A 24,129-nucleotide genomic window follows, 5' to 3' on the forward strand; every position below is an offset into this window, starting at 1 on the left:
CTACACTCCACTGCCTTCGTCGGCAGCGTCAGGTGGGTATAAGAGACAGTGGCGGGGCCGCGGGCGCCTCGGCGGCCGGGGCGCCCGGGGCAGCCGGGACGGCGGCGCGTGCCGGCGCGGACGGCTCCCCCACGCTGCGCGACCGCGCGTCCGGCGTCGCCGCGGCCACGGCGGCCGCGCGCGCCGAGCGAGGTGCGACGGGGACCCGCGGCGGCCCGCGCCCCTCCGCGGGAACAGCCGACCCCGCCGAGGCGTTGGGGCTGCTGCGCGAGGCGGCGGCCGGGCACACCGAGGTGTGGCTGGACGTGGTCGGCTCGCGCGGCGCCCTGGAGCGGCGGCGGGTGCTGCCGGTCCGGGTCGACGGCGGACGGGTGCGCGTGGTGGACACCGCCCGGGACGCCGAGATCGTGGTCGCGGCCCACCGCGTCGCCGCGGTCACCCCGGTCGACGCGGCGGGTACCGAGCCGGCCGACGACGACGCAGCAGCCGACCCCCGGAGGACGGACACCGCATGACCGACGGACCCCTGATCGTCCAGAGCGACAAGACCCTCCTGCTCGAGGTCGACCACGACCAGGCGGAGGCCTGCCGCCGCGCGATCGCCCCGTTCGCGGAGCTGGAGCGCGCGCCCGAGCACGTGCACACCTACCGGCTGACCCCGCTGGGCCTGTGGAACGCCCGGGCGGCGGGCCACGACGCCGAGCAGGTCGTCGACACGCTCCTGGAGTACTCCCGGTACCCGGTGCCGCACGCGCTGCTGGTCGACGTCGCCGAGACCATGTCCCGGTACGGGCGGCTGCAGCTCGTCGCGCACCCCGTGCACGGCCTGGTGCTGCACGCCCTCGACGCCGCCGTCATGGCCGAGGTGCTGCGGTCCAAGCGCACCGCCGGCCTGGTCGGCGAGCGGATCGACGAGCACGACGTCGTGGTGCACGCCTCCGAGCGCGGCACGCTCAAGCAGGCGCTGCTCAAGCTCGGCTGGCCCGCCGAGGACCTCGCCGGCTACGTCGACGGCGAGGCGCACCCGATCGACCTCGACACCTCCGGCGAGTCGAACGTCGGCACCGACGGCGCCCCGCGTCCGTGGCAGCTGCGGCCGTACCAGGCCGAGGCGGCGGACGGGTTCTGGCACGGCGGCTCCGGCGTCGTGGTCCTCCCCTGCGGCGCGGGCAAGACGCTCGTCGGCGCCGCCGCGATGGCCCGGTCCAAGACCACCACGCTGATCCTCGTCACCAACACGGTGTCCGCGCGGCAGTGGCGCGACGAGCTGATCCGGCGCACCTCGCTGACCCCGGACGAGATCGGCGAGTACTCCGGCTCCCGCAAGGAGATCCGGCCGGTCACGATCGCGACGTACCAGGTGCTCACGCTCAAGCGGAAGGGCGTCTACCCGCACCTCGAGCTGCTCGACGCCCGCGACTGGGGCCTCATCGTCTACGACGAGGTGCACCTGCTGCCGGCGCCGATCTTCCGGATGACCGCCGACCTCCAGGCGCGCCGCCGCCTCGGCCTCACCGCCACCCTGGTGCGCGAGGACGGCCGCGAGGACGAGGTGTTCAGCCTGATCGGCCCGAAGCGGTACGATGCCCCGTGGAAGGACATCGAGGCGCAGGGCTACATCGCGCCCGCCGACTGCGTCGAGGTGCGGCTGACCCTGCCCGAGCGCGACCGGATGCTCTACGCGACCGCCGAGCCGGAGGACAAGTACCGCCTCGCGGCCAGCGCCCCCGGCAAGACGGAGGTCGTCAAGCGCCTCGTGGCGAAGCACCGCGGCGAGCCGCTGCTGGTCATCGGCCAGTACATCGACCAGCTCGAGGAGCTCGCGGCCGACATCGACGCCCCGGTCATCACCGGCGGGACGTCGGTGACCGAGCGGCAGCGGCTGTTCGACGCGTTCCGCGCCGGGGAGATCTCGACGCTGGTGGTGTCCAAGGTCGCGAACTTCTCGATCGACCTGCCCGAGGCGTCCGTCGCCATCCAGGTGTCCGGGTCGTTCGGCTCCCGCCAGGAGGAGGCCCAGCGCCTCGGCCGGCTGCTGCGCCCCAAGGGCGACGGCCGCACCGCGCACTTCTACGCCGTGGTCGCGCGGGACACCGTCGACCAGGACTTCGCGGCGCACCGGCAGCGGTTCCTCGCGGAGCAGGGGTACGCGTACCGGATCGTCGACGCCGAGGACCTGGAGCAGGCGACGGAGGAGCCGGCCTGACCGGGTGACCTCCCGGGGGATCCCCGCCGCACGGCCCGCCCGGGAACCACCGGGCGGGCCGTGTCGTTGCGAGGGGTGCACGCCCTGAGAAAGGATCGTCGGGTGCCGTCGTCGTCCCGTGGCTGGTCAGCCGCCGTCCCGCTCCTCTCCGCGCTGCTCGCCGCCCCGCTGCTCGCCGGAGCCGCCCCGGCGGTGGCCGCCGTGCCGGCCGCGCCGCCGCTCGCCGCGGCCGACCCGCAGGCCCTGACCGGCGAGATCACCGACCAGGTCGGCGCGCTGTCGGGTGGCGACGAGGCGACCGTGCAGGCGGCGCTGGACCAGCTGTCGGACGAGACGCAGTACCAGCTGTACGTCGTGTACGTGGACGAGTTCAGCACCGAGCGCATCTCCTGGGTGGACCAGACCGCGGAGCTGACCGGCCTGGGCTCGAACGACCTCGTGCTCGCCGTCGCCACGGAGCAGCGGTCCTACGTGCTCGCCCCGCAGGAGGTCCCCGGCCTGTCCGGCGGCGACCTGGACCGGATCGCCGCGGACGTCGAGGACCACCTGAGCGAGGACGACTGGGCCGGCGCCGCGGTGACCGCGGCCGACGGGGTCCGCGAGGCCGCGACCGGCGGCGGGGGCGGCTCCGCGCTGGGCTGGCTGTTCGTCGGCGGCCTGGTCGTCATCGCCGCGATCACCGCCGCGGCGTGGGCGTCGTCCCGCCGCCGCGCGTCCCGCGAGCGGATGGGCGCCGGCGCACCCGGCCGCTTCCCGGGCGGCCCGCAGGTCCCCGGCGGCCCGGCCGGCGAGCTCGCCGCGCTGCCGACCGCCGAGCTCGACCGCCGCTCGGCCTCCGCGCTGGTCGGCATCGACGACGCGCTGCGCGCCTCGGAGCAGGAGCTCGGGTTCGCGCAGGCGCAGTTCGGCCCGGACGCCACCCGCGAGTTCGAGCAGGTGCTCACCCGCGCGAAGGCGGACGTGACCGAGGCGTTCCGCCTGCGGCAGACCCTCGACGACGACGTCCCGGACACCGAGCCGCAGGTCCGGGAGACCGCGACCCGGATCCTGCACGTGGTCGGCTCCGCCTCGGCGGCGCTCGACGCCCAGAAGGAGGCGTTCGACCGGCTGCGCGACGTCGAGTCCCGCGCCGGCGAGGCCCTGGACGCGCACGAGCGCACCGCGACCGAGCTGCGCGCCCGGGTCGAGGCGGCCCGCGCGACGCTCGGCACGCTCGCCGCCCGGTACCCGGCGGACGCGCTGACGTCGGTCACGGGCAACCCGGACCAGGCGCTCGCGCTGCTGGCCGAGGTCGGCACCGCGCTCGAGCAGGGGCGCGCGGCCGTCGCCGCCGGGGACCGCGGCGTCGCCGTCCGGTACGCCCGCGCCGCCGAGGAGGCGCTCGGCCAGGTCGCGAAGCTCCTCGACGCCGTGGACCGCGCCGGCACCGAGCTCGCCACCATCGGCTCGCGCCTGGACGCGGCGATCGCGTCCATCTCCTCCGACGTCGACGACGCCGAGCGGCTCGCCCCGCAGCACCCCGAGGTGTCCGCCCGCGCCGAGGCCGCGCGCGCCGCGATCGCCACCGGCCGGGCCGCGCGGTCGGGCGACGGCGACCCGCTGGCCGCCCTGGCCGCGCTCACCGACGCCGAGGCCGCGATCGACCGGACCCTCGCCCCGATGCGCGAGGCGCAGGACCGCGCCGGCCGCGCCCGCCAGCTGCTCGACCAGACGCTCGGCCGGGTCGACTCCGCGCTGCGTGGCACCACCGACTACATCGAGACCCGGCGCGGCGCCGTCGGCCCCGAGGCGCGCACCCGGCTGGCGGAGGCGGGCCGGATGTTCCGCGCCGCGGTCGACCAGCGGGACACCGACCCCGAGGCCGCGCTCGGGCAGGCGCAGCAGGCCGACCGGCTCGTGCGGGAGGCCCAGCAGCTCGCCCAGCGCGACGTCGACTGGTACGACCAGCAGCGGCGCGGCGGCCCGGGCAACCGGGGCGGCGGTGGCGGCCTCGGCGACATCGGGGGCATGGTGCTCGGCGGCATCCTCATCGACTCGATCCTGCGCGGCGGTGGCGGCGGCTGGGGCGGCGGCGGTGCGCACGGCGGCGGCTGGGGCGGCGGTGGCGGCGGCTTCGGCGGCGGGGGTCGCGGCGGCGGGTTCGGCGGCGGCGGTGGCGGCTTCGGCGGCGGTGGCCGCGGGGGCGGGTTCTAGGACATGTTCGGCAGACGCAAGACACGAGAGAGGCACCAGGCGATGACCGAGAAGCAGAGCATCTTCGGCCGGATCACCCAGCTCGCGCGGGCGAACATCAACGCGCTGATCGACCAGGCCGAGGACCCCCAGAAGATGCTGGACCAGCTCGTCCGGGACTACACGAACTCGATCGCCGAGGCCGAGAAGGCCATCGCGCAGACGATCGGCAACCTGCGCCTCGCCGAGCAGGACTACAACGAGGACGTCGCCGCGGCCCGCGAGTGGGGCAGCAAGGCCCTCGCCGCGTCGGCGCGCGCCGACCAGTACCGCCAGGCCGGTGACGCCACGAACGCCGACAAGTTCGACAACCTGGCCAAGGTCGCGCTCGGCAAGCAGATCGCCGCCGAGGGCGAGGTCCGCGACGCCGAGCCGCTGATCGCCTCCCAGCGCGAGACGGTCGACAAGCTCAAGTCCGGCCTGGCCCAGATGAAGGACAAGCTCGGCCAGCTCAAGCAGCGCCGCGACACCCTGGTGGCCCGGCAGAAGTCGGCCCAGGCGCAGCAGACGGTGCAGACCGCGATCTCGTCGATCAACGTGCTCGACCCGACCAGCGAGCTCGCCCGGTTCGAGGAGAAGGTGCGCCGCGAGGAGGCGCTCGCGATGGGCCAGGCCGAGATCGCCGCGTCCTCGCTGGACTCGCAGTTCGCCGAGCTCGAGGCCGACGGCGCGCAGATCGAGATCGAGGCCCGGCTCGCCGCGCTCAAGGGCGGCGGCCAGCCGCAGCAGCTCGGCAGCACCCCGGTGACGCCGCAGATCGAGGCCTGAGCCCGGCGCACGCAGGACGGCCCGGCACCCCGTTCGCCGGGGTGCCGGGCCGTCGCGTCGTCGAGGGTCAGGCGGCGGTGCGCTCCGCGGCGCGCACGGCCACCAGGCCGGCGAACGCCCGCGCGATCCGCGCGCCCTCGGCGCGCACCACGTCGTCCGCGGCCGCGACGGCCTCGGCGATGGCGGCCCGCTCCTCCGGGGCGTCGCCCGCGTCCGCGGACCAGGCGTCCATCAGCTCGGGCGAGGCCTCGGGGTGGAACTGCACGCCCCACGCCGCGTCCCCGACCCGGAACGCCTGGTACGGGTAGGTGCGGGAGGCGGCCAGCCAGGTGGCGTTCCGCGGCAGGTCGACGACCGCGTCCGCGTGCATGGTCGGCATCGGGGTGCTGCGGGTCCCGGCGCGCTCGGCGTCCGCGGCCAGGGGCCCCAGCAGCGGGTCGGCCGCGGCCTCGGGGCGCCAGCGCACGTCCACGACGCCGGCCTCGCGCCCGGGAGGGGCGGCGACGTCGACCCGGCCGCCGGTGGCGACGGCGAGCAGCTGGGCGCCCAGGCAGATGCCGAGGGTCGGCACGCCGGCGCGCGCGGCGTCGGCCAGCAGGGCGCGGGTCGCGGGGATGCCGGGCTCGTGCTCGTCGTGGGCGGACATGTTCCCGCCGAGCACGATCAGGCCGTCGAGGCGGTCGGCGTCGCCCGGCTGCTCGCCCGCGTACGCGCGGACCAGGCGGACGTCCACCCCGTCGAGGTGGTCGGCGAACCGGTCGAGCGGCACCGCGGCGTCGAGCTGGACGACGGTCACGACGGGCGTCAGGGAACCGGTGGGAGAATCGGCTGCACTCACGGGGCGGTACGGTACCGCGATCCCGGCACGACCAGTTCGCTCCCAGGAATCCTCCAGGGTCGAGGAGCACACTGGAACCGTGACCGCAGCAGACCGCACCCCCGAGGCGACGCTCCTCGTCGTGGACGACGAGCCGAACATCCGCGAGCTCCTCGCCACCTCGCTGCGCTTCGCCGGCTTCGAGGTGCACGCGGCCGCCGACGGCGGCGCCGCCCTCCGCCTCGCCAAGCAGGTGCAGCCCGACCTCCTGGTGCTCGACGTCATGCTCCCCGACATGGACGGGTTCACCGTCACCCGCCGGCTGCGCGACAAGGGCCAGCACGTCCCGGTGCTGTTCCTCACCGCGCGCGACGACACCGCCGACAAGATCACCGGCCTGACCGTGGGCGGCGACGACTACGTCACCAAGCCGTTCAGCCTGGAGGAGGTCGTCGCGCGGATCCGGGCGATCCTGCGCCGCACCCAGGCCGAGGTCGCGTCCACCAGCGTGCTGTCCTACGAGGACCTCGAGCTCGACGAGGACAGCCACGAGGTCCGCCGGGCCGGGCAGGTCGTCGACCTGTCCCCCACCGAGTTCAAGCTGCTGCGCTACCTGCTCCTCAACCCGGGCCGCGTGCTGTCCAAGGCGCAGATCCTCGACCACGTCTGGCAGTACGACTGGGGTGGCGACGCGAACATCGTCGAGTCGTACATCTCCTACCTGCGGCGCAAGGTCGACCAGGTCGAGCGCCCCGACGGTTCCAAGGTGGACGCCCTCATCCAGACGAAGCGCGGCGTGGGGTACATGCTGCGCCGGCCGAGCGGGTCGTGACCACGACGTCGGAGGAGCACGCGACGTCCGAGCGCCCCGCGGGCGACGCCCCGACGGAGACCAGGCCCGCGCGCGAGGGCCTCGCCGACGGCGTGGTGCGCCGGGTCCGCGACGTCTGGACGCGCACGCCCCTGCTCGCGCGGCTCGTCGGGATCACGACGGCGCTGCTCGCGCTGGGCCTCTCGTTCGCGGGCGCGATCACCACGACGTCCCTGTCCGGGTTCCTCGTCGAGCAGGTGGACGACCGCCTGCGGGTGCAGGCCGAGACGTCCCGCGAGGGCCTGTACAAGGCGTACCAGGAGGGCGGCAACAGCCTCGACGGCGTCACCCTGCAGTCCTGGGGCGACCGCGACTTCGCCCTCGCCGTCCGGATCCTCGGGTCGTCGACCACGTTCACCCCGCAGGGAACGACGCTCGAGACGGAGGGCTCGCCGCGGCTCCCGGCGGTCGACCTCGACGCGCTCGACCGCACCACGACGACCACCGTCGGCAGCTCGGAGCGGGGCGCGACCTGGCGGGTCGCCGTGGCGCCCATGCGCCTGCACGGCACGACGATCGGGTACGTGATGTACGCCGAGCCGCTGGCGGACGTCCAGAAGACCGTCCGGCAGGCCGCGTTCCTGCTCTGGACCAGCGCCGTCGCGATCCTCGTCATCGGGGCGGTCGTCGCCACCTGGGCCGTCCGCCGCTCGCTGCGCGGGCTGCGCGAGATCGAGGGCACCGCCGCCCAGATCGCCGCCGGCGACCTGTCGCAGCGCGTCCCGCCCGCCCCCGAGACCACCGAGGTCGGCCGGCTGGGCGCCGCGCTGAACTCGATGCTCGCCCAGATCGAGACCGCCTTCGACGCCCGCACCCGGTCCGAGGAGCGGATGCGCCGGTTCGTCGCCGACGCGTCGCACGAGCTGCGCACCCCGCTGGCCGCCATCCGCGGCTACGGCGAGCTCTACCGGATGGGCGCCCTGACCGAGAAGGACCAGGTCGACGACACCATGCGGCGCATCGAGCAGTCGGCGACCCGGATGGGCGGGCTGGTCGAGGACCTGCTCGCGCTCGCCCGGCTGGACTCCGACCGGCCCGGCCGCACGGAGCCGGTCGACCTGGCGGTGCTCGCGACCGACGCCGCGCACGACCTCCGGGCCATCGACCCCACGCGGGAGGTCCGGGTGGGTCCGCTGGCCGACGCCGCCGCCCCGGGCCCCGACGGCGCGCCGCCCGCCACGGTCGTCGCCGGCGACGAGGCCCGGCTGCGCCAGGTCGTCGCGAACCTGGTCGGCAACGTCGCCCGGCACACCCCGGCGGGCACCCCGGCCGAGCTCGGCGTGGGCCGGGTCGGCGACCGCGTCGTCCTCGAGGTCCGCGACCACGGCCCCGGCATCGCCCCGGAGCACGCCGCGCGGGTGTTCGAGCGGTTCTACCGGGTCGACGCCAGCCGCACCCGCGAGGGCGACGGCACCGGCGGCGGCGCGGGCCTCGGCATGGCGATCGTCGCGGCGATCGTCGAGGCGCACCACGGCGACGTCGCGATCACGCAGACCCCGGGCGGCGGGGCGACCATCCGGGTCGCCCTCCCCGCGGCGGACGGCGGACCGGGTGGCACGGCGCCTGCCGACCAGGCCGAGGACCACCCGGTCGGCTGACGGCGGTGCCGTGGCGGAACCCCGTCCGGATGGGTCTACGATGGCGCGTCCGAGCAGGGTCGTCTGTCGCAGTGAGGCTGTTCCCATGGGCGTCTACGACGCGCCACAGTGGCTGTTGTCCGCGTTCGTCCGCAGCGCGAAGGGGGCGGGTGCGACCGCACCCGAGGACGCGATCCGGGCGGTCGGCTCCGACCTCGTGGAGCGGTGGACCGGCCCCGGCCGGACGTACCACAACCTCCGGCACCTGACCGACGTGCTGGCCCGGGTGGACGAGCTCGCCGAGGAGACCCACGAGCCCGACCTGGTCCGGCTCGCCGCCTGGTACCACGGCGCCGTGTTCGACGGCCGCCAGGTCGCCGCGTACGCCAACCGCGGCGGCGAGGACGAGGTCGCCTCGGCCCGGCTGGCGCGCGAGCAGCTCACCGACCTCGGCGTCCCGGCCGAGCGCGTCGAGCGCGTGCACCAGATGGTCATCGCCCTGGTGCGGCACGTCGCCGACCCGACCGACTTCGACTGCGCGGTGCTCTGCGACGCCGACCTGGCGATGCTGGCCGCCGAGCCGCAGCGCTACAAGGCGTACCTGCACGACGTGCGCGAGGAGTACGCCGACATCCCGGTGCAGGACTACCTGCGCGCCCGGGAGCGGATCGTGCGCAAGCTGCTCAAGCGGCCCAGCCTGTTCGTCAGCCCGCTGGGCGCGGCGTGGGAGGAGCCCGCGCGGCAGAACCTCGGCGCCGAGCTGCACAAGCTGGAGAAGGTGCTGGCCGAGCTCGACGCGGCGGGCGAGGTCGCGGAAGCGCCCGCGGCCGGCGCGGTCGCCGAGCGGCACCCCGTCCGGCCCGGGGCGTGACGGTCCTCGTCGACCCGCCGCTCTGGCCCCGGCACGGCCGGTACTGGTCGCACCTCGTGAGCGACGCCTCGCTCGCCGAGCTGCACGCGTTCGCCGAGCGCGCCGGCCTCCCCCGGCGCGCGTTCGACCTGGACCACTACGACGTCCCGGACGAGAAGCACGCGGAGCTCGTGGCGCTGGGGGCGGTCCCGGTGTCGGCGGGCGAGCTCATCCGCCGCCTGCGCGCGAGCGGCCTGCGGATCCCGGCCCACGCCCGCCCGCGCCACACGCACTGACCGCCCGCGCGACCCCCGCTGACCCGCGCGCCCCCTTCGCCGACTCTCCACTGCGCGCCTGCGCCCTTCGCTGACCCCCGCGCCCCCTTCGCCGACTCTCCACTACGCGCCTGCGCGTGACCGGCCGCGCACAGTCCGACTCTGCAGGTTCGGCGAGATGGCAGCTCTCGGCTGTGCGGGTGCGGGCGGTACAGCCGAGAGTTGCCACCTCGGCGGGGTGGCGGCGCGCGGGGCGCGGGCGCGGCGCGAGGGGCGCGCGGCGCCCGGGCGCGGACGCAGAACGGGCCGGTCACCCCGGGGGGTGACCGGCCCGTTCAGGCGCGGTGGGGGGCGCTCACGCGCCCCGCTGCGGCGGGACTCAGAAGTCCATGCCGCCCATGCCGCCGTCGGCCGGGCCGGCCGGAGCGGCCTTCTCCGGCTTGTCGGCGACGACCGCCTCGGTGGTGAGGAACAGCGCCGCGATGGACGACGCGTTCTGCAGCGCGGAGCGCGTGACCTTGACCGGGTCGTTGACGCCCGCGGCCAGCAGGTCCTCGTACACGCCGGTCGCGGCGTTGAGGCCCTGGCCGGAGGGGAGGTTGCGCACCTTCTCCGCCACGACGCCGCCCTCGAGGCCCGCGTTCACGGCGATCTGCTTGAGCGGGGCGTCGATCGCGACCTTCACGATGTTCGCGCCCGTCGCCTCGTCGCCCTCGAGCTCGAGCTTCTCGAACGCCACGGCACCGGCCTGGATGAGCGCCACGCCACCACCGGCGACGATGCCCTCCTCGACGGCCGCCTTCGCGTTGCGCACGGCGTCCTCGATGCGGTGCTTGCGCTCCTTCAGCTCGACCTCGGTCGCCGCGCCGGCCTTGATGACGGCCACGCCGCCGGCCAGCTTGGCGAGGCGCTCCTGGAGCTTCTCGCGGTCGTAGTCCGAGTCCGAGTTCTCGATCTCGGCACGGATCTGGTTCACGCGGCCCTGGATCTGCGCCGCGTCGCCCGCACCCTCGACGATCGTGGTCTCGTCCTTGGTCACGACGACCTTGCGCGCCTGGCCGAGGACCTCGAGGCCCACGGTGTCGAGCTTGAGGCCGACGGTCTCGGAGACGACCTGGCCACCCGTGAGGATCGCCATGTCCTGCAGCATCGCCTTGCGGCGGTCGCCGAAGCCGGGCGCCTTGACGGAGACCGACTTGAAGGTGCCGCGGATCTTGTTGACGACGAGCGTGGCCAGGGCCTCGCCCTCGACGTCCTCGGCGACGATGAACAGCGGCTTGCCGGACTGGATGACCTTCTCCAGCAGCGGCAGCAGGTCCTTGACGTTCGAGATCTTCGACTCGACGAGCAGCACGTAGGCGTCCTCGAGGACGGCCTCCTGGCGCTCCGGGTCGGTCACGAAGTACGCCGACAGGAAGCCCTTGTCGAAGCGCATGCCCTCCGTGAGCTCGAGCTCCAGGCCGAGGGCGTTGGACTCCTCGACCGTGATGACGCCCTCCTTGCCCACCTTGTCGAGGGCCTCGGCGATGAGCTCGCCGATGGCGGTGTCGCCGGCGGAGATGGACGCGGTGGCGGCGATCTCCTCCTTGGTCTCGATCTCCTTCGCCTGGTCCAGCAGGGCGGCGGTGACGGCCTCGACGGCCTGCTCGATGCCGCGCTTGAGGGCGATCGGGTTGGCGCCGGCCGCGACGTTGCGCAGGCCCTCGCGCACGAGCGCCTGGGCGAGCACGGTGGCGGTGGTGGTGCCGTCGCCCGCGACGTCGTCCGTCTTCTTGGCGACCTCCTTGACGAGCTCCGCGCCGATCTTCTCGAACGGGTCCTCGAGCTCGATCTCCTTGGCGATGGAGACACCGTCGTTGGTGATCGTGGGGGCGCCCCACTTCTTGTCCAGGACGACGTTGCGGCCCTTGGGGCCGAGGGTGACCTTGACGGTGTCGGCGAGGGTGTTGAGACCCCGCTCGATGCCGCGACGGGCCTCCTCGTTGAAGGCAATGATCTTGGCCATGGGGCTATCGATCCTTCACTCTGGCTCGTGGTTCGGCCGGTCGGTGCCCGCGACGGACGGCCGCGCCGGCCCGGCGGTCATGTCCCGTCGGGCGGCGGACCTCACCTGGTCGGCCTGGGTTGTCATTCTGTCACTCTCGACCCGAGAGTGCTAAGCACATGGTTAGCACTCGACCCCATCGAGTGCAAGGCGCTCCGCCCTCGGCGGACAGCCGCCGGCCGGACCCGCGACCGACCCCGGCGCCCGGCCGGATAGCCTGCCGGGCATGCACCGCCGCCCCCTCGTCGCCGCCGTCGTGCTGGCGTCCCTCGCCGCGGTGCTGGTGGCCTGGGGCGCGACCGGCCCGCGCACCCGCACGATCGACCTGTACAGCGAGGGCGTCGTCGCGACGCCGGCGGGGCCGGAGCTGGTCCCGGCCGGCGGGCAGCCGCTGCTCCACGAGGGCACCCGCGTCGAGGTCGACCCCGCCACCACGGCCGACGACGACCTGGCCGCGGAGCAGCGGGCCTGGCTCGCCGCGGGCACCGTCCCCGGCGCGGACGGCCCGTACGCCGACATGGTGACCGACGCCCTGCTGGACCTGCACACGCTCGTGCAGGACGACGGCGCCGCCGTCGCGGCGTGGACGCCCTACTGGCGGTACGTGTGGCCGCGGGACGCGTCGTTCGTCGCCGTCGCCCTGGCCCGGACGGGGCACCTGGCCGACGCGCGCGAGGTGCTGGGCTTCCTGACCCGCGTGCAGGCCGCGGACGGGTCCTTCGAGGCCCGGTACCTGCCGGACGGCTCCGGGGCCGTGCCCGACGACCGGGCGCCGCAGACGGACGGCACCGGCTGGTCGCTGTGGGCGGCCGGCCAGGTGGTGGCCGCCGCGCCCGAGGCGGAGCGGGCGGCGGTGGCCGCCGAGCTCGCGCCGCTGGTCCGCCGGGGTGCCGCGCACGCGGTCGCGCTGGTCGCGGGCGACGGGCTGCCGCCGGCCTCGCCCGACTACTGGGAGGTCGCCGAGGACGAGCTGACCCTCGGCACCGTGGCGCCGCTCCTGGCCGGGCTGGAGGCCGCGGGGCCGGTCCTCGACCTGCTCGGGGACGCGCAGGCCGCCCGGGAGGCGCGGGACGCCGCCGGGCGGACCCGCGCGGCGGTGGAGCGGGAGTTCGGCGACGACACCGCCTACGGCCGGTACGCGAGCGGCGGCGTGGCCGACGCGGCGAGCGCGTTCGCGCTGCCGCCGTTCCAGCCGTCGGCGCTGGCCGGGGCGGCGGACGCCTGGCAGGCGTCGGCGGCCGCGATGGCGCGCCCCGCGGGCGGGCTGGCGCCGGGCGCGGGCTGGCGGCAGGACGGCATCTCCTGGACGCCCCAGACGTCGCTCTACGCGCTGACGGCCGCCGTCAACGGCGACGACACCCAGGCGCACGAACGGCTCACCTGGCTGGACGCGCACCGCACCTCGATGGGCGCGCTGCCGGAGAAGGTGCTCGCGGACGGGTCGCCCGCGGCCGTCGCCCCGCTCGCCTGGACCGCGGCGTGCGTGGTCCTGGCGGTCACGGCGCTCGACGGCTGACGCCCCGCACGCCGGGGGGACGGGCGCGGGACCGGGGCGGCGTGCCCCGGCCCCGCGGCGGCGCCTCGGCGCCGGGACCGGCTCAGAGCGGGCGGACCTGCTCGGCCTGCGGGCCCTTGGTGCCCTGCCCGACCTCGAACTCCACCGACTGCCCCTCCTCGAGGCTGCGGTACCCGTTGGTCTGGATGGCGCTGAAGTGGACGAACAGGTCCTGGCCGCCGTCGGCCGGGGTGATGAACCCGTAGCCCTTCTCGGCGTTGAACCACTTGACGGTTCCCTGCGGCATGCGTGCTCCTGAAGAAGGCGTGATCGGTGCGACGCAGGGGCCGTGGCCTCCCCCGGTGCTGGGGAGCGGTCACCGCGACGCGGCCGAGACTAGCCCCGCCCCCCGACCGGCGGAAGGGGTCAGCGCCCGAAGTCCGCCAGCAGGAGGACGACGACGCCCTCGGGCGCGGTACCCGCGTCCTCGACGACGTTGGCGATGCCGAGCGAGTCCGCGACCTGCTGCGCCGTCGCCGCGAGGTCGGCGCTGCCGTAGAAGACGGTCGTCTGCTGGAGACCGCCGGCGTTGCCGTTGCCGGTCGTGACCGCCGTGAAGCCGGCGTCCTCCAGGTCGCCCGCCGCGCCCGCGGCGAGGCCCGAGCGGTTCGACGCGTTGAGCACGCGCACGTCCGTGGTGAGGTCGGCCGTGGGGGCCGGCTCCTCCTCGACGGGCGGCTCCTCGGTCTCCGCCGGGGCCTCGGCGCCCGGGTCCTCGGCCTCCGTCGTCTCCTCGGCGGGCGCGGACGACTCCGGCTCGCTCGGCGCCGCGGCGGCCGGCTCGGACGAGTCGCCGAACCCCGGCAGGCGGCCGTCCCACGACGACGCCCACGCCACGAGACCGACCGTGACGGCGGGGACCAGGACGACCACCGCGACGAACGGCCACCACCGGCTCCACCAGCTGCGGGGCGCGCGGTGCACGCCGATCGGCGCGTCGGGCGCCGGCTCGGCGTCGAACTCGTCCTCGGGGTACCGGTCGCTCGCCTTGGTCACGGCGGACAGGCTAACGGCTCGGCCTGTCCACCCCGGCACGCGCCGCGCGCCGCGGTGCCGGTCAGCGGCCGTTCTGCGGCCGATCGAGGGCCGGTCGGCGGCGGCTCAGGCGTCGGTGCCGAGCCGGCGGGCGCTGCGGGCGCGCTGCCGGGTGGACCGCATCCGGCGGAGCCGCTTGACCAGCATCGGGTCGTGCGCGAGCGCGGCGGGCGCGTCGATCAGGGCGTTGAGCACCTGGTAGTACCGGGTCGCCGACATGTCGAACAGCTCGCGGATCGCCTGCTCCTTGGCGCCCGCGTACTTCCACCACTGGCGCTCGAAGGCGAGGACCTCGCGGTCGCGCTCGGACAGCCCGGTCGCCGCGTCGTCCGCGCCGCCCTCGACCGCCACCAGGGCGGGCCGGTCGGCCGTGCGCTCCGCCGTCGCGTCCATCGGTGCCCGTTCCTCCCGCTCGCCCGTCGTCCGTCGTGCGGCGCCATCGTACGGCCGGAATCACAGGCGTGTCATTCCTCCGGGACCGCGCCGGCGGCCCCCGTGGGTGGTGGCCCGGCACCGGTGGGCGCCCGCCGGGGTCCGCTAGCCTCGGGCCCCGTGACGCCCGCACCCCTGTCCGAGCTGGTGGCCCCCGACTGGGCGGAGGCGCTCGCCCCGGTCGAGCCCCTGGTGCACGCCGCCGGCGAGTTCCTGCGGGCGGAGGTCGCCGCGGGCCGCGACTACCTGCCGGCGGGCCCGGACGTGCTCCGCGCGTTCACCCGCCCGCTCGCCGACGTGCGGGTGCTCGTCGTCGGCCAGGACCCCTACCCCACGCCCGGGCACCCGATGGGGCTGTCGTTCTCCGTCCAGCCCGACGTGCGCCCGGTGCCACGGTCCCTCGCCAACATCTTCACCGAGCTGCGCGCCGACCTCGGGGTGCCGCAGCCGAGCACCGGCGACCTGTCCCCGTGGGCGGACCGGGGCGTCATGCTGCTCAACCGCGTGCTGACCGTCCGGCCCGGCGAGCCCGCGTCGCACCGCGGCCGCGGCTGGGAGGCCGTCACCGACCGGGCGATCGCGGCCCTGGTCGCGCGCGGCGGGCCGCTGGTGGCCGTGCTGTGGGGGCGGGACGCGCAGTCCCTGGCGCCCGCGCTCGGCGACGTCCCGGTGGTCGCGAGCCCGCACCCCAGCCCGCTGTCCGCGAGCCGCGGGTTCTTCGGCTCCCGCCCGTTCTCGCGCGTGAACGCGCTGCTCGTCGAGCAGGGCGCGGAGCCGGTCGACTGGTCGCTGCCCTGACGCCTGCCGGGGATCTCCCTGGAACCGCGGGCCGCGACGGGGGCACACTGCGGGGGTGACGACGCACGAGGGGGCCGGGGCGACGGCCCCGACGCAGGACAGAGCGCAGGACAGCACGCAGCACCGCAGCACGGCGGGCGGCACGACGCCCGACCCGGCCGCCGTCCCGCCGTGGCGGCGGTACGTCGCGGTGGGCGACTCGTTCACCGAGGGCCTGTGGGACACCCCGCACGGCGAGGACGGGCCGGTGCGCGGCTGGGCCGACGTGCTCGCCGGGCTGCTGTCCGAGCGCCGGCGGGCCGCGGGCGCCGAGCCGCTGCAGTACGCGAACCTCGCGATCCGCGGCCGGCTGCTGCGTCCGATCGTCGTCGACCAGGTGCCCGAGGCGCTCGAGATGGCGCCCGACCTGGTCAGCCTCGTCGGCGGCGGCAACGACATCCTCCGGCCGACCGCGGACCCGGACCGGCTCGCGCACGGCCTGGAGCAGGCGGTCGCCCGGATCCGCGCCACCGGCGCCGACGTGCTGCTCGCGACCGGGTTCGACGCGTCCGGGTCGCCGATCGTCTCCACCACCCGCCCGCGGGTCGGCGTCTACAACGCGCACATCTGGTCCATCGCCCGGCGGCACGGGGCGCACGTGCTCGACCTGTGGGGCATGCGGCACCTGCACGACATCCGGATGTGGGCGCCCGACCGGATCCACCTCACCTCCGAGGCGCACGCCCGCGTCGCGCAGGGGGCGCTGGTCGCGCTCGGGCTCGCGCCGGACGACCCGGGCTGGGACTCCCCGCTCACGCCGCTCCCCCGGCCGTCCCGCGCCGTCCAGGCCCGCCAGGACGCCCGCTGGCTGCGGCTGTACGCCTACCCGTGGGCGACCCGGCGGCTGCGGGGCACCTCCTCCGGCGACACCCGGCGGGCCAAGCTGCCGACGCTGACCGAGGTCTGAGGGCCTCCGCGGTCAGCCGGCGGGCAGCAGCCCCGCGCCGGGTCCCGCGTCGCCGTCCGTGACCAGCGCGAGCGACACCCCGCCCAGCTGCTCGACCGGCACCGGGTCGCCCGGCACCCGCACGGTGGTCGTCGGCGACGTCACCGGCGCGCGCGCCTCCGCGAGCGCGGCGTCGTCCGCCCCGTGCAGCGTGACGGCGACCTCCCGCCCCGCGCAGTCGTCCGGCACGTCCGACAGCGACGCCGCCACGACGCCGTAGCCGCCGAGGCCCGGCACGTAGTCGACGTCGTAGTCCACCGAGATCCGGCTGACCACGCACGCGCCCGCCGGGGCGTCGTCGCCGCCCTCCCAGGTCATCGCGCGCGCCATCGAGACGGCGAGGCCGGCGCAGCCCAGCCACGCCAGCGTGACCCCCGCCGCGCGGCGGGCCCGGACGTGCTCGTGCGCCATCGGCGCCCCCTCCGTGGACGTGCCCCGGTCGATCCGTCGACCTGTGGCGAGCCCATCGTCGGGCGGGGCGCCCGGTTGAGCATCCGGAGCGGCGCTCCACCCGGACGGGCGAACGCGGCGCACCCCGCTCACCCGCCCGCCAGGGGGATGCTCGCTCGACGTGTCGGTGACCCCCTCGCGGTCGGCGGCGCGCGTGGGCCGGCGGGCGCGCGTGGGCAGGCGGGCGCAGATCGGCGGGCGGGCGGTCGGCGAGTGGGCGGCGGGGCCGGCGGGGCGTCAGGTGCGGGCGCAGAGGTCGAACGTGCGCGGGGTGTCGTCGCGGACGCCCCAGGTGTCCCAGGCCGTCGGGGTGACCCGGTACGTGGTGCCGCCCTGCGCGGCGACCGTGTAGTTGCCCTGCGGGGTCAGCGTCGTGAGGTCGGCGCGCAGGCCGCGGGCGGCGAACCACGCGACCAGCGGCGCCACGTCCACGTCCGCGCGCCAGCCGGCGTAGAACTGCGGCGTCCCGGCGACCCGGACGGTGGTGCTCTGGCACGCCCAGGCGCCCGTGCCGGTGACGGTGCCGGCGGTCTGCGTGTACGTCAGCGCCGGGTCGTGGACGGGCGCGGGCAGGCCGTAGTGGCAGATCGTCACGGTGGCCGCCGCGGTCGCGAACGACGCCTGCCCCGGCCGGGCACCGACCGAGACCACGCCGTCGACGGGCGACGGGTCCAGCACGCCGGCCCACCACGGGCTGACCGAGAACCCGGACCCCGACGCCAGGCCGTTGAACGGCCGCTGCTGCAGGTGCAGGTCGATCCGCCAGGAGGTCCCCGACGCACCGGAGACGTCGACGGTGACGCAGGCCTGGGTGCCGGACGACGCGAGCTGGGACCAGGTGAGGGTGCCGAACGTCGTGCCGGAGCCCGGCGTCACCGGGCCGCTCGCGGTGCCGGCGGGCGCCGTCCAGGTCACCGGCAGCGACCAGGTGCCCACGGTCACCGCGACGCCGGCCACCCGGGTGGCGGCGTAGGAGGGGACGGTGACGGCGGTGCTGGCGGACGCGGCGAGCGTCGCGGAGGTGTCGGCGGTGGCGAGGGCCGTGCCGTCGGCGGCGTAGAGCCGCAGCGTGGCCACCTGGCCGCGGCACGGCGCGGGGACGCCGGAGAGCACCACCTGGGTGGCGGTGCCGGACGCGGTCGCGGTGCCCGCGGCGGCGCCCAGGGCCGTGGCCGCGCACGGGGCGGCGCTGCCGGTCGTGACGGAGGGGCCGCGCACGGCGAGCCGGGCGGCGCTGGCCGGGGCGAGCGCGAGGGCGGCCAGCACGGCGACGACCGCCACGAGCAGGGCGGCGGGGGCCGCGGCGCGCCGGGCGGGGCTCACGGGGCCGCACCCGCGGTGGTGCGTGCGTCGGCGACGGGCCGGGCGTCGGCGGGCCGGGCGTCGGCGGGCCGGGCGCCGACGGGCGCGGCACCGGCCGACGCAGCACCGGCGGACGCAGCACCGGCGACCCCAGGGTCCGCGGACGCGGCACCGGCCGACCCCGCCTCGCCCCCGCCCCCGCCCGGCTCCGGGCGCGCGGGCCACAGCAGCACCCCCGCGGCGACGACGAGCAGCGACGCCCACGCCCACGGGTCCAGCAGGATCGACGCCACCCGGCCGAGCCCCGGGACGTGCAGCCGGGCGATGCCGAGCACGTCCCCGGCGTGCGGCCGCCACGGGTCGAGGAAGTCGTTGTTGTCGCCCTGGATCACCCAGCCGCCGTCGGCGTCCCCGCCGACCACCCGGTGGATGATCCGGCCGCGCTCGAGCCCGGGCGGGGTGTAGACCACGACGTCGCCGGCGGCCGGGGTGCCGCAGCGCGAGACCACGAGGTCGCCCGTGTAGTAGGTGGGCTCCATCGAGTGGCCGGACACGATGGTCAGGGTCGTGCAGCCCCCCAGGGTGCTGGGCCAGCCGAACCAGACCAGGACCCCGACGAGCGCCGCCGTGACGGCCCAGCCGAGCACGCCCCGGGCGCGCTCGCGCCGGGTCAGCGGGGCGCGCTCGGCACCCGACGACCCGGCGTCCCGCCGCAGCCCGGGGACGCGCCCGCGCCCGGGCACGCCGAGGCGCCGGCGCGGGGCAGACGTGCTGCCCGCGCCGGCGGCCGCGGCACGGCGGGCGCGGATGGTGCGCCCGGGTCAGCCGGCGATGACGACGGCGACGCCCTTGACGTCGGCCGCCTTCACCGCGCCGGTGACGGAGAGGGTGACGCTGCCGCCGCCCTGGGGGACGGTGCCGGTGAGGTGGCTGACCGAGGCGCCGGTGGAGCCGTCGGTCGGGTCCGTGTTCAGCAGGTCGATCCCGATGCTCTGGCCCTGGCAGCCCGCGGCGACGTCGTTCAGGGTGACCTGGCTGACCGTGTAGCCCTTGACCGAGGTGGTGAACGCGTTGGTGAACGCGACGGCCACGCCGTTGGAGTCGCAGGACGCCACGACGGTGGTGCCCGCGCCGAGCGCGCCGGCGGTGAGGTTGAGCTGCGCGGCGGACGCGAGGCCCAGGCCGGCGATGCCGAGCCCGGCGACGGTGAGGGCGACGACCTTGCGGCGCACGTTCCGGCGCGGGGCGGCGGCGGGCGCGCCGGCGGGCGCGGGGGCGGGGGCGGTGGTCACGGACATGGCACTCCTGGACGGGCGCGGCTCGGGGGGTCCGGCGCGGCCCGCGGAGCCGGGGGGCGGGGGCGCTGGTCCGCGTCGTCGGAGCAGGGGGTCCCGGCGGTCGCGGCTCGCGCACCCTAGGGCCGCCGCACCACCCCCCGGAACGCGCTTCCTGGGTGGCAGCACCCCCGTGACTGCACGTCAACACCGACCTTGCAACATTTAGCAGGACGAATCGGACATACCGGATGGGTGAAAAACAGAACCCCGCAGGTCAGCGCGCCGCGTCCCGGATCGATTCCACCGGAAGGAGAGCGACCACCTGGGTGCCGTCGCCGGGCACGGAGGTGACGCGGAGGTCGCCGCCGACCAGTCGCAGGCGGTCCGCCAGCCGGGCGGTCCCGGACGGCGTGCCCGCGTCGTCTCCGAAGCCGCGGCCGTCGTCGGAGACCCGGAGCTCCAGCACGCCGCCGACCAGCGAGACGCGCACGTCGACGACCTCCGCCTGGCCGTGCCGCAGCGCGTTGCTGATCGCCTCCTCGACCACGCGGACGGCGAGCAGCCGCTCGCTGCGGGTCAGCCGCGGGTCCGCGGGGTCGTCGACCACCCGCACCTCGTCCGAGACGCCCAGCCGCGTGTTCACGCTGCGCGGGATGCGCCCGAGCAGCGCGCGGATCGCGGGGACCATCCCGACCTCGAGCTGCTCGGGGTAGAGCATCCGGCTCGTGGTGCGGACGTCGGCCTCGCGCACGGTCTCGATCTGCTCGCGCACCTCGCGCAGCAGCGCGACGTCCTCGGCGGTGACGGCGCGCCGGTCGCCCGCCTCCCCGAGCTCCGCGAGCAGCGCGTCCAGCCGCGCGACGACCAGGACCAGCCGCTGCTGCATGCTCCCGTGCAGGCCCTCGGCGACCTCGCGCCGGACCCGCACCTCCTCGTGCTGCAGCGCGGCGAGCGCCAGCTCGATCTGCAGCCGCGCCTGCGCGCGCTCGGCGACCTCGGTGCGCAGCTTGCGCTGGGACAGCATCGCGGCCAGGCCCATGGTGGCCGCGATCCACGCGACCACGGCCCCGCTGGCCAGCTCCGCGCTGATGACCTGCCGCGAGGGGTCCTCGTAGACCTGGAGCAGCAGCTGGAACGCGAACCGGACGCCGGACGCCGTGACGCCCGCGCTGAGCACGCCGACCACGACGGCGAGCCTGCCCCGCTGGGGCAGGGACACCCCGGTGACCGCGAGGATCACGAGCATCGAGGCGACCGCGGTGAGGTTGGCGAGGATGCGGGTGCCGACCGGCACCATCCCGCCCTGGTTGCCGTACACCCAGGCGGTCTGCGCGGCCGCCCCGACCGCGAACACCGTCATGATCGTGCCCGCCGCCAGCAGCAGCGTGCGGCGGTCGGCCCGGACCGCCGCGGCGTCCAGGGTCAGGGGCGTGGGCATCGCTGCGGTCCTCCCCGCGGGTGGTCCGGGCGCGGGCCGTCCGCGTGCCGTCGCCCGCTCGGCGGGCCGGGCCACCATACTGTCCGCGATGTCCGATTCCGCAGCCCGGACGACCCGCGTGGTGGTCGTCGAGGACCAGCCCCTGTTCCGGTCCATGCTCGAGCTCACCCTGGGGGCCGCTGATGACGTGCGCGTCGTCGCCTCCGTGGGGACCGTCAAGGAGGGCGCCGCCGCGCTGCGGCCCGGGGCCGCCGACGTCGCCGTGCTCGACATCGACCTCCCCGACGGCAACGGCATCGCGCTCGGCGTGACGCTGCGCCGGCACCAGCCCGACCTCGGCATCCTGCTGCTGTCCGCGCACGACGCGATGGACCTGCTCCTCGACCTGCCCCCGGACGTCGCGGCCGGCTGGTCGTACCTGTCGAAGACCTCGTCGACCGACGCGGCCACGCTGGTCACGGCCGTCCGGGCCGCGGCGGAGGGCCGCACGACGCTCGACCCCGCGCTGCTCGACCGGGTCGCGCCGCGCGCCGGGTCGGCCGTCTCGCGGCTCACCGACCGGCAGTACGCCGTGCTGCGCCTGCTGGCGCAGGGGCTGTCGAACGCGGGCATCGGCGAGACGCTGCGGATCACCGAGAAGTCGGTCCAGAACCACATCAACGGCATCTACGCGACGCTCGGCATCGACGCCGACCCGTCCCGCAACCCCCGGGTCACGGCCGCGCTGCGGCTGCTGGAGGAGACCGGCCCCGCCTCCTGACCCCGGGCACCGCGCCCCCTCGACGCCGGCCCGCGCCGCGGCGCACGATGGTCGGGCCGCACCGACCACGAGGGGGACGCATGGAGCGCGGGGACGTCATGGGCTGGGTCGCCGCCTACGAGCGGGCGTGGCGGGAGGACGACGCCGGGTCGCTCGGCACGCTGTTCACGGACGACGTGCGGTACCTGCGCTCGCCCTACGAGCCGGCGCTCGAGGGGCTGGCCGCGGTGCAGGAGTTCTGGCCGGACCCGACGCCGTTCACGATGGACGCCCAGGTGGTCGCCGTCGAGGGCGCGGACGCCGTCGTCCGGGCGGAGGTGCGGTACGGCGGCGACGAGCCGCAGGAGTACCGGGACCTGTGGGTGCTGCGGTTCGCGGGCGACGGGCGGGTCGAGCACTTCGAGGAGTGGGCCTACTGGCCGGGCAAGAGCTTCTCGGCGAGCACGGACTGACCTCCCGGTCGGGATCGTTGGCATCCGATCGGGTGAGCCGGTTGGCCCCGGCGGCCGGACCTGGCTAGAGTGGGCAATGCCCTCGGTCGCCTGCCCCCTGCGCGGCCGAGGGCTTCTTCGTGCCCCGGGTCGGCCGCCGACCGGGCCGGCGGCTCAGCGCTCGCGCCACTCCACCGCGCCGCACAGCGTGCACCGCGCGACGACCATCCCGAACCGCAGCGGGCTCGTGTCGAGGTGCCAGCCGGGGCGGGTGCACGACGGCGCGTGCTCGGCGGGGTCCAGCGGGTGCAGCGGGCGGCGCGCGAGGGTCGCGGTCATGGTGGTCCTCCAGTGGGTGTTGCCCGCCATGTTCGACCGCCCGGGCGCGGATGTGAGCGGTCCGCGCCGCGTGTCCGGGTGCTGGCACCCAGCCGCCCCGGAACCGCCATCCCCCGGACACCGCGCGGCCACCCGCGGGCCGTGCGCCGGCCGGGTCAGAGCACCAGCCGCTCCAGCAGGCCGAACTCGGGGTACGGCTGGTCCCAGTCCCCGAAGTGCCCGTCGTCGCGCACGACGAGGGTGCCGCCGAGCCGGTCCAGCAGCTCGCGCCCCTGGGTCGCGTCGCAGCCGTAGGGGTCGACGACCGAGTTCACGAAGACCAGGTCCCCGGCGCCGGCGCGGATCCGGTCCCAGTCGTAGGACTCCTGCAGCACCGGCTCCTCGGCGTCGTTCGGCCGCCGCCAGTACCCCGCGACCAGCACCGCCTGCGCCACCGGGGCGTCCAGGTGCTCCAGCAGGGCCAGCAGCAGCGCCGCTCCCCCGGAGTGGCCGATCAGGACGGTGTCGGCGTCGAACCGGTGCGCGGCGAGCACCCGCGGCAGGAACGTCGCGACGGGCTCGACGTTGACGTCCGGGTAGGCGGGGCGCTCGACGGCGTACCCGCGGGCCGCCAGCCGCCCGGCGAGCCAGGGGTACCAGACGTTCTCGGGCCGGCCGCCGGTGCCGTGGAACACGATCGCGCGCGTGGGCATGGCGCTCAGTGTGGCCCGGTGCCCAGCTCCCGCGCCACGAACTCGACGGCCTCGCGGTCCTGGTCCGGACCGCCCGACTCGTGCCCGTTGTACCGCCAGACCCGCAGCTCCTTCGGCCCGCCCCACGCGCGGTGGGCCGCCACCACGGTCGACGGCGGCACGATCACGTCCATCAGGGCGACGGAGAACCGCGCCGGCGCCCGCCCGCGCCGCGCCAGCGCCACGCCGTCGACGTAGGACAGCGTGCGCAGCACCCGGTCCTCCGCGCCCCGGTGCACCCGCAGGTACTCGACCACCTCGGCGAACGGCCGGTTGTCGGTGATCCCGACGGCGCGGGCGACGTCGCACAGGAACGGCACGTCCGCGACCACCGCGGAGACGTCCGCGAGCGCACCGGCCGCGATCGCCATGGCGCCGCCCTGGCTGCCGCCGACCACCGCCACCCGGTCCGGGTCGACACCGGGCAGGGCCCGGGCCGCGTCCACGGCGCGCACGGCGTCGGTGAGCAGCCGCCGGTAGTAGTAGGTGTCGGGGTCCTCGATCCCGCGAGTCATCACGCCGGGCGCCTGCGGGCCGGTGCCCCACGGGTCGGGCGTCTCGCCGCGGCTCCAGCCGGAGCCCTGACCGCGGGTGTCCATCTGCAGGTGCGCGAACCCCGCGGACGCCCAGAGCAGGTTCTCCGTGGGGGCCCCGCGACCGCCGCCGTAGCCGACGTACTGCACGACGACCGGCAGCGGGCCGGCGACCCCGGCGGGCCGGCGGTACCAGGCGCGCACCGGGTCGCCGCCGAAGCCGGGGAACGTCACGTCCCACACGTCGAGGGTGGTCAGCGGCGTCGGCTCCGGGACCAGGACCGGCGCGGCGTCGTGCGCGCGGCTCTCCGCGAGGGTGCGGGCCCAGAAGGCGTCGAGGTCGGCGGGCTCCACGAGCGCGCTCTCGTGGTCCCAGAGCGCGGGCTCGGGCAGGTCCTGGAACACGGGTCTCCTGTCGGTGGT

Annotated in this window: 25 protein-coding genes and 1 pseudogene; 13 read left to right on the top strand and 13 right to left on the bottom strand. The window is 76.3% G+C overall.

Annotated elements, in window-relative coordinates:
* From AC3WUG_RS13955 to AC3WUG_RS13970, 4 genes and pseudogenes are all read left to right on the top strand, one after another.
* Positions 1 to 515, top strand: a pseudogene (locus AC3WUG_RS13955) (hypothetical protein); the annotation flags it as partial.
* Positions 512 to 2,206, top strand: a complete 1,695-nt coding sequence (locus tag AC3WUG_RS13960) for a DNA repair helicase XPB (protein WP_492328225.1) — start codon at positions 512 to 514, stop codon at positions 2,204 to 2,206. The pseudogene AC3WUG_RS13955 and the gene AC3WUG_RS13960, both read left to right, overlap by 4 nt.
* A 102-nt stretch (positions 2,207 to 2,308) precedes the next feature.
* Entirely contained in the window at positions 2,309 to 4,399 is a 2,091-nt protein-coding gene (locus tag AC3WUG_RS13965) for a TPM domain-containing protein (protein WP_492328226.1), read from the top strand.
* A gap of 42 nt (positions 4,400 to 4,441) precedes the next feature.
* A complete protein-coding gene (locus tag AC3WUG_RS13970; RefSeq protein ID WP_492328227.1) occupies positions 4,442 to 5,206 on the top strand; it encodes a PspA/IM30 family protein in 765 nt (254 codons plus the stop codon).
* A 67-nt stretch (positions 5,207 to 5,273) separates the two neighbouring features.
* Here the strand turns inward: AC3WUG_RS13970 and AC3WUG_RS13975 are convergent, their stop codons facing one another.
* Positions 5,274 to 6,002 carry a type 1 glutamine amidotransferase gene (locus tag AC3WUG_RS13975; RefSeq protein WP_492328228.1) on the bottom strand — a complete coding sequence of 243 codons (729 nt, stop codon included), beginning with the start codon at positions 6,000 to 6,002 and terminating at the stop codon, positions 5,274 to 5,276.
* 121 nt (positions 6,003 to 6,123) lie between these two features.
* Between AC3WUG_RS13975 and AC3WUG_RS13980 the strand changes: the two genes are divergently transcribed.
* The 4 genes from AC3WUG_RS13980 (at position 6,124) to AC3WUG_RS13995 (ending at position 9,617) form a co-directional block, all read left to right on the top strand.
* The gene (locus tag AC3WUG_RS13980; protein WP_492328229.1) at positions 6,124 to 6,855 is read left to right on the top strand and encodes a response regulator transcription factor; all 732 of its coding nucleotides are present in this window, start codon (positions 6,124 to 6,126) and stop codon (positions 6,853 to 6,855) included.
* Positions 6,852 to 8,492 (top strand): sensor histidine kinase, encoded by a 1,641-nt coding sequence (locus tag AC3WUG_RS13985; RefSeq protein ID WP_492328230.1) that lies wholly within the window; start codon positions 6,852 to 6,854, stop codon positions 8,490 to 8,492. Before AC3WUG_RS13980 ends, AC3WUG_RS13985 begins: the two co-directional genes overlap by 4 nt.
* A gap of 85 nt (positions 8,493 to 8,577) precedes the next feature.
* Positions 8,578 to 9,342 carry an HD domain-containing protein gene (locus AC3WUG_RS13990; protein WP_492328231.1) on the top strand — a complete coding sequence of 255 codons (765 nt, stop codon included), beginning with the start codon at positions 8,578 to 8,580 and terminating at the stop codon, positions 9,340 to 9,342.
* Positions 9,339 to 9,617: a DUF4031 domain-containing protein gene (locus tag AC3WUG_RS13995; RefSeq protein WP_492328232.1), complete on the top strand. Its 279-nt coding sequence runs from the start codon at positions 9,339 to 9,341 to the stop codon at positions 9,615 to 9,617. Before AC3WUG_RS13990 ends, AC3WUG_RS13995 begins: the two co-directional genes overlap by 4 nt.
* 358 nt (positions 9,618 to 9,975) lie before the next feature.
* On the opposite strand, the gene groL is transcribed toward AC3WUG_RS13995, so the two are convergent.
* Positions 9,976 to 11,601, bottom strand: a complete 1,626-nt coding sequence (gene groL / locus AC3WUG_RS14000; RefSeq protein ID WP_492328233.1) for a chaperonin GroEL — start codon at positions 11,599 to 11,601, stop codon at positions 9,976 to 9,978.
* A gap of 265 nt (positions 11,602 to 11,866) precedes the next feature.
* Between groL and AC3WUG_RS14005 the strand changes: the two genes are divergently transcribed.
* Positions 11,867 to 13,156 carry a glycoside hydrolase family 15 protein gene (locus AC3WUG_RS14005; protein WP_492328234.1) on the top strand — a complete coding sequence of 430 codons (1,290 nt, stop codon included), beginning with the start codon at positions 11,867 to 11,869 and terminating at the stop codon, positions 13,154 to 13,156.
* A gap of 82 nt (positions 13,157 to 13,238) precedes the next feature.
* Here the strand turns inward: AC3WUG_RS14005 and AC3WUG_RS14010 are convergent, their stop codons facing one another.
* The 3 genes from AC3WUG_RS14010 to AC3WUG_RS14020 form a co-directional block, all read right to left on the bottom strand.
* Positions 13,239 to 13,442 (bottom strand): cold-shock protein, encoded by a 204-nt coding sequence (locus AC3WUG_RS14010; RefSeq protein ID WP_217616299.1) that lies wholly within the window; start codon positions 13,440 to 13,442, stop codon positions 13,239 to 13,241.
* Between the two features lie 119 nt (positions 13,443 to 13,561).
* Positions 13,562 to 14,191, bottom strand: coding sequence for a LytR C-terminal domain-containing protein (locus tag AC3WUG_RS14015; protein ID WP_492328235.1), 630 nt, complete (start codon positions 14,189 to 14,191; stop codon positions 13,562 to 13,564).
* 105 nt (positions 14,192 to 14,296) lie between these two features.
* On the bottom strand, positions 14,297 to 14,623 hold the full coding sequence (locus tag AC3WUG_RS14020) for a DUF3263 domain-containing protein (protein ID WP_147795504.1): 327 nt from the start codon (positions 14,621 to 14,623) through the stop codon (positions 14,297 to 14,299).
* Positions 14,624 to 14,782: 159 nt separating this feature from the next.
* On the opposite strand from AC3WUG_RS14020, the gene AC3WUG_RS14025 reads away from it, so the two are divergent.
* Together AC3WUG_RS14025 and AC3WUG_RS14030 are read left to right on the top strand one after the other, a co-directional pair.
* Positions 14,783 to 15,460, top strand: coding sequence for a uracil-DNA glycosylase (locus AC3WUG_RS14025; RefSeq protein WP_492328236.1), 678 nt, complete (start codon positions 14,783 to 14,785; stop codon positions 15,458 to 15,460).
* A 190-nt stretch (positions 15,461 to 15,650) separates the two neighbouring features.
* The gene (locus tag AC3WUG_RS14030) at positions 15,651 to 16,406 is read left to right on the top strand and encodes an SGNH/GDSL hydrolase family protein (protein WP_492328259.1); all 756 of its coding nucleotides are present in this window, start codon (positions 15,651 to 15,653) and stop codon (positions 16,404 to 16,406) included.
* 12 nt (positions 16,407 to 16,418) lie between these two features.
* On the opposite strand, the gene AC3WUG_RS14035 is transcribed toward AC3WUG_RS14030, so the two are convergent.
* The 5 genes from AC3WUG_RS14035 to AC3WUG_RS14055 form a co-directional block, all read right to left on the bottom strand.
* Positions 16,419 to 16,856 (bottom strand): hypothetical protein, encoded by a 438-nt coding sequence (locus AC3WUG_RS14035; protein ID WP_492328237.1) that lies wholly within the window; start codon positions 16,854 to 16,856, stop codon positions 16,419 to 16,421.
* A 276-nt stretch (positions 16,857 to 17,132) separates the two neighbouring features.
* A complete protein-coding gene (locus AC3WUG_RS14040) occupies positions 17,133 to 18,218 on the bottom strand; it encodes a hypothetical protein (protein WP_492328238.1) in 1,086 nt (361 codons plus the stop codon).
* Entirely contained in the window at positions 18,215 to 18,940 is a 726-nt protein-coding gene (locus AC3WUG_RS14045) for a S24/S26 family peptidase (protein ID WP_492328239.1), read from the bottom strand. Before AC3WUG_RS14045 ends, AC3WUG_RS14040 begins: the two co-directional genes overlap by 4 nt.
* Before the next feature lie 78 nt (positions 18,941 to 19,018).
* Positions 19,019 to 19,495, bottom strand: a complete 477-nt coding sequence (locus tag AC3WUG_RS14050) for a hypothetical protein (protein WP_492328240.1) — start codon at positions 19,493 to 19,495, stop codon at positions 19,019 to 19,021.
* Between the two features lie 253 nt (positions 19,496 to 19,748).
* Positions 19,749 to 20,912, bottom strand: coding sequence for a sensor histidine kinase (locus tag AC3WUG_RS14055; RefSeq protein WP_492328241.1), 1,164 nt, complete (start codon positions 20,910 to 20,912; stop codon positions 19,749 to 19,751).
* A gap of 88 nt (positions 20,913 to 21,000) precedes the next feature.
* Between AC3WUG_RS14055 and AC3WUG_RS14060 the strand changes: the two genes are divergently transcribed.
* A complete protein-coding gene (locus tag AC3WUG_RS14060; RefSeq protein ID WP_492328242.1) occupies positions 21,001 to 21,672 on the top strand; it encodes a response regulator transcription factor in 672 nt (223 codons plus the stop codon).
* 80 nt (positions 21,673 to 21,752) lie between these two features.
* A complete protein-coding gene (locus AC3WUG_RS14065; RefSeq protein WP_492328243.1) occupies positions 21,753 to 22,124 on the top strand; it encodes a nuclear transport factor 2 family protein in 372 nt (123 codons plus the stop codon).
* A 153-nt stretch (positions 22,125 to 22,277) separates the two neighbouring features.
* Here the strand turns inward: AC3WUG_RS14065 and AC3WUG_RS14070 are convergent, their stop codons facing one another.
* The 3 genes from AC3WUG_RS14070 to AC3WUG_RS14080 all read right to left on the bottom strand — a co-directional run bounded on the left by AC3WUG_RS14070 (position 22,278) and on the right by AC3WUG_RS14080 (position 24,111).
* Positions 22,278 to 22,442 (bottom strand): hypothetical protein, encoded by a 165-nt coding sequence (locus AC3WUG_RS14070; protein ID WP_168216972.1) that lies wholly within the window; start codon positions 22,440 to 22,442, stop codon positions 22,278 to 22,280.
* A 155-nt stretch (positions 22,443 to 22,597) separates the two neighbouring features.
* Positions 22,598 to 23,134: an alpha/beta hydrolase gene (locus AC3WUG_RS14075; RefSeq protein WP_492328244.1), complete on the bottom strand. Its 537-nt coding sequence runs from the start codon at positions 23,132 to 23,134 to the stop codon at positions 22,598 to 22,600.
* A gap of 5 nt (positions 23,135 to 23,139) precedes the next feature.
* Positions 23,140 to 24,111, bottom strand: a complete 972-nt coding sequence (locus AC3WUG_RS14080) for an acetylxylan esterase (protein WP_492328245.1) — start codon at positions 24,109 to 24,111, stop codon at positions 23,140 to 23,142.
* Between the last annotated feature and the right edge of the window lie 18 nt (positions 24,112 to 24,129).

Source organism: Cellulomonas sp. EB106-03-03-XG116 (assembly GCF_058792015.1).

What these genes read in the sequence shown, in the direction of transcription:
- AC3WUG_RS14020 (WP_147795504.1), bottom strand. Translation starts at nt 14,623, where the DNA reads ATGGACGCGACGGCGGAGCGCACGGCCGACCGGCCCGCCCTGGTGGCG.
- AC3WUG_RS14070 (WP_168216972.1), bottom strand. Translation starts at nt 22,442, where the DNA reads ATGACCGCGACCCTCGCGCGCCGCCCGCTGCACCCGCTGGACCCCGCC.
- AC3WUG_RS14010 (WP_217616299.1), bottom strand. Translation starts at nt 13,442, where the DNA reads ATGCCGCAGGGAACCGTCAAGTGGTTCAACGCCGAGAAGGGCTACGGG.
- AC3WUG_RS14055 (WP_492328241.1), bottom strand. Translation starts at nt 20,912, where the DNA reads ATGCCCACGCCCCTGACCCTGGACGCCGCGGCGGTCCGGGCCGACCGC.
- groL (WP_492328233.1), bottom strand. Translation starts at nt 11,601, where the DNA reads ATGGCCAAGATCATTGCCTTCAACGAGGAGGCCCGTCGCGGCATCGAG.
- AC3WUG_RS14065 (WP_492328243.1), top strand. Translation starts at nt 21,753, where the DNA reads ATGGAGCGCGGGGACGTCATGGGCTGGGTCGCCGCCTACGAGCGGGCG.
- AC3WUG_RS14035 (WP_492328237.1), bottom strand. Translation starts at nt 16,856, where the DNA reads ATGGCGCACGAGCACGTCCGGGCCCGCCGCGCGGCGGGGGTCACGCTG.
- AC3WUG_RS13970 (WP_492328227.1), top strand. Translation starts at nt 4,442, where the DNA reads ATGACCGAGAAGCAGAGCATCTTCGGCCGGATCACCCAGCTCGCGCGG.
- AC3WUG_RS14050 (WP_492328240.1), bottom strand. Translation starts at nt 19,495, where the DNA reads ATGTCCGTGACCACCGCCCCCGCCCCCGCGCCCGCCGGCGCGCCCGCC.
- AC3WUG_RS14075 (WP_492328244.1), bottom strand. Translation starts at nt 23,134, where the DNA reads ATGCCCACGCGCGCGATCGTGTTCCACGGCACCGGCGGCCGGCCCGAG.
- AC3WUG_RS14060 (WP_492328242.1), top strand. Translation starts at nt 21,001, where the DNA reads ATGTCCGATTCCGCAGCCCGGACGACCCGCGTGGTGGTCGTCGAGGAC.
- AC3WUG_RS13960 (WP_492328225.1), top strand. Translation starts at nt 512, where the DNA reads ATGACCGACGGACCCCTGATCGTCCAGAGCGACAAGACCCTCCTGCTC.
- AC3WUG_RS13990 (WP_492328231.1), top strand. Translation starts at nt 8,578, where the DNA reads ATGGGCGTCTACGACGCGCCACAGTGGCTGTTGTCCGCGTTCGTCCGC.
- AC3WUG_RS14005 (WP_492328234.1), top strand. Translation starts at nt 11,867, where the DNA reads ATGCACCGCCGCCCCCTCGTCGCCGCCGTCGTGCTGGCGTCCCTCGCC.